Annotated in this window: 8 protein-coding genes; 4 read left to right on the forward strand and 4 right to left on the reverse strand. The window is 41.6% G+C overall.

Translation table 11 applies throughout. The annotated features are described in order from the left end of the window. A partial coding sequence (locus G1O98_RS35545) for an adenosine deaminase (protein ID WP_163938757.1) occupies positions 1–1,369 on the reverse strand: 1,369 nt, incomplete at its 3' end. A gap of 322 nt (positions 1,370–1,691) precedes the next feature. Between G1O98_RS35545 and G1O98_RS35550 the strand changes: the two genes are divergently transcribed. The 3 genes from G1O98_RS35550 to G1O98_RS35565 all read left to right on the forward strand — a co-directional run bounded on the left by G1O98_RS35550 (position 1,692) and on the right by G1O98_RS35565 (position 3,830). Next, entirely contained in the window at positions 1,692–2,681 is a 990-nt protein-coding gene (locus G1O98_RS35550; protein ID WP_163938760.1) for an adenosine kinase, read from the forward strand. Between the two features lie 535 nt (positions 2,682–3,216). Next, on the forward strand, positions 3,217–3,396 hold the full coding sequence (locus G1O98_RS35560; RefSeq protein WP_163938763.1) for a hypothetical protein: 180 nt from the start codon (positions 3,217–3,219) through the stop codon (positions 3,394–3,396). 110 nt (positions 3,397–3,506) lie between these two features. Further along, a complete protein-coding gene (locus tag G1O98_RS35565; protein ID WP_163938766.1) occupies positions 3,507–3,830 on the forward strand; it encodes a hypothetical protein in 324 nt (107 codons plus the stop codon). Positions 3,831–4,188: 358 nt separating this feature from the next. Here the strand turns inward: G1O98_RS35565 and G1O98_RS35570 are convergent, their stop codons facing one another. Together G1O98_RS35570 and G1O98_RS35575 are read right to left on the reverse strand one after the other, a co-directional pair. Then, positions 4,189–4,983 carry a methyltransferase domain-containing protein gene (locus tag G1O98_RS35570; RefSeq protein WP_163938769.1) on the reverse strand — a complete coding sequence of 265 codons (795 nt, stop codon included), beginning with the start codon at positions 4,981–4,983 and terminating at the stop codon, positions 4,189–4,191. Between the two features lie 141 nt (positions 4,984–5,124). Beyond that, entirely contained in the window at positions 5,125–5,292 is a 168-nt protein-coding gene (locus tag G1O98_RS35575; RefSeq protein WP_163938755.1) for a hypothetical protein, read from the reverse strand. An 83-nt stretch (positions 5,293–5,375) separates the two neighbouring features. Here G1O98_RS35575 and G1O98_RS35580 point away from each other — a divergent pair, with 83 nt between their 5' ends. Continuing rightward, the gene (locus G1O98_RS35580; RefSeq protein WP_228058464.1) at positions 5,376–5,531 is read left to right on the forward strand and encodes a hypothetical protein; all 156 of its coding nucleotides are present in this window, start codon (positions 5,376–5,378) and stop codon (positions 5,529–5,531) included. 282 nt (positions 5,532–5,813) lie between these two features. Here the strand turns inward: G1O98_RS35580 and G1O98_RS35585 are convergent, their stop codons facing one another. Continuing rightward, complete coding sequence (locus G1O98_RS35585) at positions 5,814–7,247, reverse strand: Rieske 2Fe-2S domain-containing protein (RefSeq protein ID WP_163938773.1); 1,434 nt, start codon at positions 7,245–7,247, stop codon at positions 5,814–5,816. Between the last annotated feature and the right edge of the window lie 281 nt (positions 7,248–7,528).

A 7,528-nucleotide genomic window follows, 5' to 3' on the forward strand; every position in this document is an offset into this window, starting at 1 on the left:
CTAAGCTGTTGCGAACCAGTCGCTTAAGGTCTTTATATCCCAGCCTATATCTTGTTGCCGCTAATAGATACTCATGACTTAAATCGATGCGGGAAATGCCTTCATCATCGGAAGCAAGGGTCATTGGTACTCCAGCCTTCCAATACTCCCTAAAAGGATGCTGATCTCCCTGAACATTTAAAATAACCTCATTACTGGTCAGGCAGATTTCAACCAACACGCCGAGTCGCCGCATTTGCTCCATCAACTCGAAGGGACGCTCCTCAAAAAGAATATCCACACCATGTCCAATGCGAGATGCCTGTGCCACTTCTACAGCTTGCCGAATATGGAAACGTAAATACTCGGTTGGAACCAACCCCAGAGTTAACTCTCCAGCATGGAGCGTGACCTTGACATTGGGATATTGGCGTTTTAAAAATTGCAGCATTTGCATTTGCAGCGTGTAGTCACGCAGTGCAATCGGGTTATCTTCTGGGGCGACGAGATTGATGCCAACTACCCGCGAATCTGATGAATCTAGTGCAAAGGCATAAGCTAACTGAGCAAACACTTCAACGGGCGACTTTGTTCTTGTCGTTTGCTGCAAATAGCGCACTGTCACTGCACATCCAGGTTGTGCCGATGGAGTGCCGCAACTGAGTGTTTTCGAAACTTCGCGCTCCAACTGTGCAAATTGCTGGTTGCCGAGTGTCACTAATTTGCTTAATCCTCGTTTGAGCAATTGACGGTGCATCAGAGCAAAATCTTTATTCCAACCAACTTCACGCCCTAGCTGTCGAACCTCACTACCCTGAACGGTAAGCATTAACTCTAGATAGGTAATATGCTGCGAAGCCGCCCGATTTGCTACTGACGCGACCATATCATCCCGACGGCTCATAGAATCTGATATTGACCCAAAACCACTAAAAGCCTCAAAAAATTGGTCGTGTCCTGATTTTCCAGCAAATTGGAGGTTACGAGTAGACCAACGATTTATTAGGGAATCATAAACAGATGTTCGGTTTAACAATTCTGAGGCGAGAAAATAGCTACTGTCCTGACTGCAAGCTAATGGTTCAACTAAAGCCCCCGCCTTTGGATTCACACAATACCCATCGGTGGCAGCCCACTCCAGATAGTGTTCTGCGTACACAGCCCCGCTTAGATGACTGTGGATATCTCCACCCTTCGGCATTCGTTGTACAAATGCTCGTAAAGCGGCTGGCTGGGCGCGATGGGCTTCAAACCAACTAGCAGTTTCAGCTTCACTCCGAGTCGAGGACTGCTGCGAATTAGATGGGACTTGGGCTGCTACACTCAAGATCAAACAGCTAGAACTCGTTAATACTCCTAAAAACAAATATAAGGGCGCTCGTCTATGCATATAGATTTATTTTTTTATCCAACATGACCATAATTATCTGCTGAAATTGCCGCATTATTGTAGCGTTTATCTGCGGTAATAAGCATTGAAACACCGATAAATGATTCCGAGGAGTGATTACCTCTGAACCGAGAAGTCCTGCTTGAAAATAAACAACCCGCTTTCGGAGATAATTTTCTTTGCACAGATCAAACTGCTATAGCCCAAAGACACTGAAAAAATGCGGGTCTACGAAATTATCGACAAGTAACTCTTATCTGTTATCTATCTGTTATTATCAGTTCTGTTCGAGTCAGACAGAAATTATTCTCGGAGATAAACAATGGGCAAGAAATATGATGTTTATGGTGTCGGTAATGCCTTAGTAGATATAGAATACGAAGTATCTCCAGAGTTACTACAAGAGTTAAAGATTGATAAAGGTGTAATGACACTCATAGATGAAGATAGTCAAAATCATATTTTGGAAAATCTCAAAAATCTTCATTGCCATAAGAGTTGTGGAGGGTCAGCAGCGAACACAATGGTGGCAATTAGTCAACTAGGAGGAAAAGCTTTTTATTCCTGCAAAGTGGCTAATGATGAATTTGGAGACTTTTACATCAAAGATTTACTCAATTCTCAGGTAGATACCAACTTAAAAAATGGCGACCGCCAATCAGGAATTACAGGTAAATGTTTAGTGTTAGTAACTCCCGATGCAGATCGCACCATGAATACATTTTTGGGAATTACTGAAAAATTTTCTACACAAGAATTAGTATCATCAGCAATTGCTGATTCAGAATATGTATATATCGAAGGATATTTAGTAACTTCTCCCACAGGAAAAGAAGCAGCTATAAAGGCTAGAGAAATAGCTGAAAAAGCGGGAGTAAAAACCACCATGTCCCTATCTGATTACAATATGGTGAAATTTTTTAAAGATGGTTTATTAGATATTATTGGGACTGGTTTAGACTTGATTTTTGCTAATGAAACTGAAGCATTAGAACTAGCAGATACAGAAGATTTTCAAGTAGCTGTAGACAAACTAAAAACCCTGAGTAAGAAATTTGCCATTACTCGTGGTGCCAAGGGTTCAGTAGTATTTGATGGTCAGAAATTAATCGAAATCACAGCACCTCAAGTAAAAGCTGTAGATACAGTGGGAGCAGGAGATATGTATGCAGGAGCTTTCCTCTATGGAATTACCCAAGGTATGAGCTATGAAGAAGCCGGAAAATTGGCATCGGCCGCAGCTTCTAAGATTGTTACATCCTATGGGCCAAGATTAAAAACTGAGGAATTAAAGGTATTAGTTACTGCTTAGAGGGTGTTTGAAAAGTTTTTAAGGGTCAAATTCTCTGCCAGCAGTATAAGCCTTCGTAACCAGCTAGGGAGTTGCACTCACCGGATCTAAAGCTTGGGTAAAGTTGAGTGGGGTAGGTAAATACCCAATATGTGAAGAGATACGACAAGTCATTCACAATGGTAATACTTTTACCTTTCCTTCTAAAAAAACTCTAGAACCAGTTATAGGCGAGGAAGTATTGACAACGCTAGAAGAGTGCTACTTTCATTTAATTAAGTCTCAAATTCAACATATATAAAAAACGGTAGATTCTTAATCTCTCTACCGTTTTTTATATATGTTGAATGCGGTACTCAAAAGTCAATTGATATTTTTCCTTGCTTTCTTGTCTTGGTGAATTTTGGATATTTATTTCTCCACAGGTGTTAATTTTAAAGGATACAATTGCTCCGAGCCATTTAATTGCCAAATTCTAAATACTACAGCAACGACAGTTAACCATACACAAGAAAGTGATAAAGTCATTCCCGCTAGAGGATTAGTTTGCCAATAAATGACCGTCACCACTACAGCTTTTAAATCTCAAAGCATTTACTGGTGTGAAGTTTGTGCCACAATGCTAGAAAGTCATCAGGAGGCTACAAAACTTAGACGCAAAGCAACAGAACAAGGTTTTGAAATGAACGTTTATGTTTCCTTGGAGTTGCTAGAGCGTAAACAGCAGCAACGCTGACAGCCAAATGAACAGCCAGACAGAAACGATGTCTACGAGCTAATCCAAAAGAGTAACTTACTTTAACACATTGTTTCCAGTCCCAATCCAATGGCATTTGAACGACAATTATGAGTAACCCTCTTTCCCATCCCGAAGATCCAGACTTCCATTCATCTATTCAGGAGAATCTAAAACAGCTTTCTGCTCAGTTGGGATCTCCTTTGTCCGAATTATCAGTCATGGAAATATACCAGAATGCGTGCGATCTACTGAGCTACGTTTCCCCATCACCTCTTACTCTTGCCCGCGTTGCAGGAACATTACTCGTCTACCGAGTCACGGATACAGAACCGGAAGAATTTGAGTGGTTCAGCACCCAAGTGAAACAATGTCTGGACGAAGAAGAAGTTGAGGAGTTGATTGAATCCATACATCGCACAGATGCTTTGTAATCGCTGAAAAAGCGGAAGTTTCGCGCACATCGGATACTGCGGCATCATCTCTTGCAACACCACCGCCTCACCTTCTGGCGTAAATATCACACTACCTGACATTGCAATTACAATCCTCTGCCGCCTCGCGCACTCAGACCAATCCTTTACAGCAGATTTTACCTACGTGGACTCCGGTTTTTTCCCCTCCTTACAAGCAGCCACAAATACGGACTTCGGTGACTTTACCCCTTGCCAAGTTCGTAACACCTCCTTCAAATAAGCGATCAGCTACGCTGGGCGCTTGCGCCATCGCACCCGGTACATTCTCCCAACACCGCCTCAGCGTGCGCTGAATCTACCTATTGAGCCGAAACTGCTATGTTTTACGAGCAACAACGTAGTAAATTAACTCCTCATACCATACACCTTGCTCAGTTTCTAGTGCCGCGATCTCTTCATCATAGCTGGCTTTGATCTGGCAAATTTTTGGAGGTGTTAATTCCCGTAACGGATTATCGATATGTAGCCAGAATTGCCCATTCCATCTGCTTTGTGCTTCTTCTATGCTCAGGTAAGTCCCCATCTGTCGAGGATGAATTTCAATTTGGTCAAACTTGGCTTGAGTTAATAGGTGTTTAATTCGCTCTGGTGTTCCCAATGGTTCATGTAGATTTGGCAGTGTGATTCCATTTTTTGCACAAGCTTCTACAATCGACAATGCTAAATATGAATTTTCAGACGAGCAGGTAAATGCGATGAATCCACCGAACTTGAGACAACGATACCAATTTTCGAGAATTTTAGGAATGTTGGGAAAAAGCACGATGGCGTAAGAACAATAGATCGCATCAAACTTGTCTGCTTCAGGTTGATATGCTTCTGCATCAACTTCAATTAGCCGAACATTGGATAAGTTTTCGGCTTGAATTTTCTGTTGAGCAATCTTGAGTAGTTCTGTTGCGATATCAATTCCAATCACATAACCACTTGGACCTACTTTTTGAGCAGATGTGATTGCAATATTTCCTGTTCCTGTCGCCACATCTAAGACGGATTGCCCAGGGCTTGGAGTTACGTAGTCAAAAAGTGCAATTGCACGATTGAGGGTGACATCGTAATCATAATTGGTTCTGGCATTGTAAAAATTGATGATTTCCTGCTTATATGTCATAAATAGCAACAATTTAGGATCACAAATCACCAAATAAGCTGAAAGTGCTAAATTTTCATCCTCTGCTTACTTTAGCCTTAAACTGTCCGCGCATCTGAATTGACTTGTCTAGCTTGTAGTTGACATAATACACTTTACTCATCACACTTCACCAACACCCCATCCGCCGTCACCAATCCCCACTGCGGAAACTTCACCAACAGCTTCTTGATCGCAATCTGCTTTCGCCGGGTCATCATTCAAACACTCCTGCAAAAAGTCAAACCCCAGATTCTCCCCCGAATTCCCCGCCACTTTGAGTTTCTGCATCCGCTAGCACAGTAGTACAAATGCACGATGCAGAACGAAACTACCTTTAAAATTGGCAGAAGGTTTACGTTAGCGAATCTAGAATGCCGCAATATGGCAAGCGGGTTACAGTTCGCGGTATTGTGGATGGTCATAGCTTGGGTATGTTCTACGATTGCAGAGATGACCAGGGGAATAGGTTACTGCTACGGTTTGAGGAAATTTCTGCTTCTAAACCGCAATTAGCACGGCACGGTTAAGTTTTGTGTTGTTAAGGATATGCGATCGCCGTACTCCTTTCCTGGGGAACGCTACGCGAACGGAGAAAGGTTGCGAGAGCGTAGCGCCTCATAAGAGAAGGCTTAAGCGAGAGCTTATCGCACCTACGTAACACATTTCGTCTAAATATTTGTTGACCACTCAAAGGTATAGCTCAAGATTAACTTGATACAATCCTATAAGGAAAAACACTAAATTTTATGGTTTCTTAACTGCTAGGGCTAATCGCATTTATCTACACCTATTAACTAACGAAAATTTTGCTAATTTTTCTCTGGCAGATTTCTAGGTGGAATTTCTCCTCCTTGATAAAACTGTTGCTCTAACTTGCCCAAACCAAGCCAAATCAAAACACTAAATATCATAACTAGGGTTAAAACAATAACACTAATGATAGAAATCGGATTCTGAATCAACATTAATAAAGGAAGAAACCCCCAAATTAAGGCTGCTACCACTGCTACTCCTACTCTCAATCGCTGTAATTGAGTTAAAGCAGGTCTACAACTGGCACATTTTTTTGTGTGGGAATGATACCTGTCAAGTAATACTTCTTTTGGTAGCGGTGGTGGTAGACACTCTGATTTAAATGGTTCAGCCTTGTATTGCTTTACCCAAGAACGTAACTCAGATACAAAAAGATCTGCTTTGGTTGGTAAATAAAAAGCTTTAGTAAAGTTGGCACTACCACCAAGTTTCTCAAAATAGCGTTCTTGGTAATGTAAAAAAATCTGATCGTCTTCGAGTACGCGATTTTGACCAATATGAGAATACCAGCGCGGAGTCACCCTGAGGAATAACCCTGGTAATTTGGATGAGAATTTGAAGGGAAACTGGGCAAATAATCGACATTCTCCTTTACGAATAGGAGTTGCATAGACCACTGTTAATGTTCTGCCATACTGCTTGGAGGTGAGGTCGTGCCACATCAATCCGGGGGCAATAAACGTAGTATCCTGCCGCCCTAAAGTTCCTTTGCGTGGCCCTTGTGCCCAAGTTCCTTTAAACCCCCACTTTCCTGATTCCATAATCTCTAAATCTATTGGAGACGCATTTGCCCGATTGCCGACAGTGCGGTGATGTGTGTAGGGAATATGGCTGGTGTCAAGAACGTTTTCCATTAATGTTAGAGCATCATAAGGTACATCTCTAAAGGTGTTAAGGTAAATCCAACCATCTGGGTCTTGTTCTAATGGTTCAACAATCGGGACTTTAGTTTTAGCTGCATTCTCTGCTCGACCAGGATAGACAAACAACATTTGTTGACGAACTGTGGTTGCTAATGTTGCTACACAAGCCCGTTGAGAAACTTCTGCTTTTGTTGTTTGTGTTTGCTGTGGTATGCGCTCACACTGCCCTGTTCCTGAAAAAGCCCAACCATGATAGGGACATTCCAACAATCCCTCGTGATTAATTCTGCCTTCCGAAAGTGGTGCTAATCGATGTGGGCATTGATCTATAAACGCTCGCCATGTCTGTTCTTTTTGGTCCCACCATATAACAATATCTTGCTCTAACAAGGTGAAGCGAGTTGCTTGAGATTTGTTTAAGTCTTCAATGTAACAAACAGGATACCAAACTTCTTGCCAGTCAAAGACATCTGGATCTAGTCCACCAGCAAGGAACTCTTGTACTGTTCTGATTTGGGATGTTATTTCTTGTTGAGAATCCTTTTGAGGTAAAACACTGTTGGACATGGTAACAATTGAAAAATTATATGATTTTTTATCTACAAAAATGTAGTGATTTTTTAATCTTATTAGTGGAAAATAATTGAGAAATCAATCTTTAGTCTCAGATAGCTTCAGTTAAAGCACAAAATTTCTTGATAAATAGATTGTAAAACTTTTAACGTCAAAACGCTTTCGCATATCTGCGGTTGTCAGAAGGGGATTCCGGCATTGCATAATAGCTGTTCACGCAGCAATTTTGCTCGTTATGAGTTAAGAGAAACAGCATGAACTAGATATACAGACTG

The sequence above is a fragment of the Nostoc sp. UIC 10630 genome (assembly GCF_010747425.1).
Taxonomy (GTDB): domain Bacteria; phylum Cyanobacteriota; class Cyanobacteriia; order Cyanobacteriales; family Nostocaceae; genus Nostoc.

Coding starts and splice junctions, on each gene's coding strand:
- G1O98_RS35550 (WP_163938760.1), top strand. CDS start 1,692: ATGGGCAAGAAATATGATGTTTATGGTGTCGGTAATGCCTTAGTAGAT.
- G1O98_RS35560 (WP_163938763.1), top strand. CDS start 3,217: ATGACCGTCACCACTACAGCTTTTAAATCTCAAAGCATTTACTGGTGT.
- G1O98_RS35565 (WP_163938766.1), top strand. CDS start 3,507: ATGAGTAACCCTCTTTCCCATCCCGAAGATCCAGACTTCCATTCATCT.
- G1O98_RS35570 (WP_163938769.1), bottom strand. CDS start 4,983: ATGACATATAAGCAGGAAATCATCAATTTTTACAATGCCAGAACCAAT.
- G1O98_RS35575 (WP_163938755.1), bottom strand. CDS start 5,292: ATGCAGAAACTCAAAGTGGCGGGGAATTCGGGGGAGAATCTGGGGTTT.
- G1O98_RS35580 (WP_228058464.1), top strand. CDS start 5,376: ATGCCGCAATATGGCAAGCGGGTTACAGTTCGCGGTATTGTGGATGGT.
- G1O98_RS35585 (WP_163938773.1), bottom strand. CDS start 7,247: ATGTCCAACAGTGTTTTACCTCAAAAGGATTCTCAACAAGAAATAACA.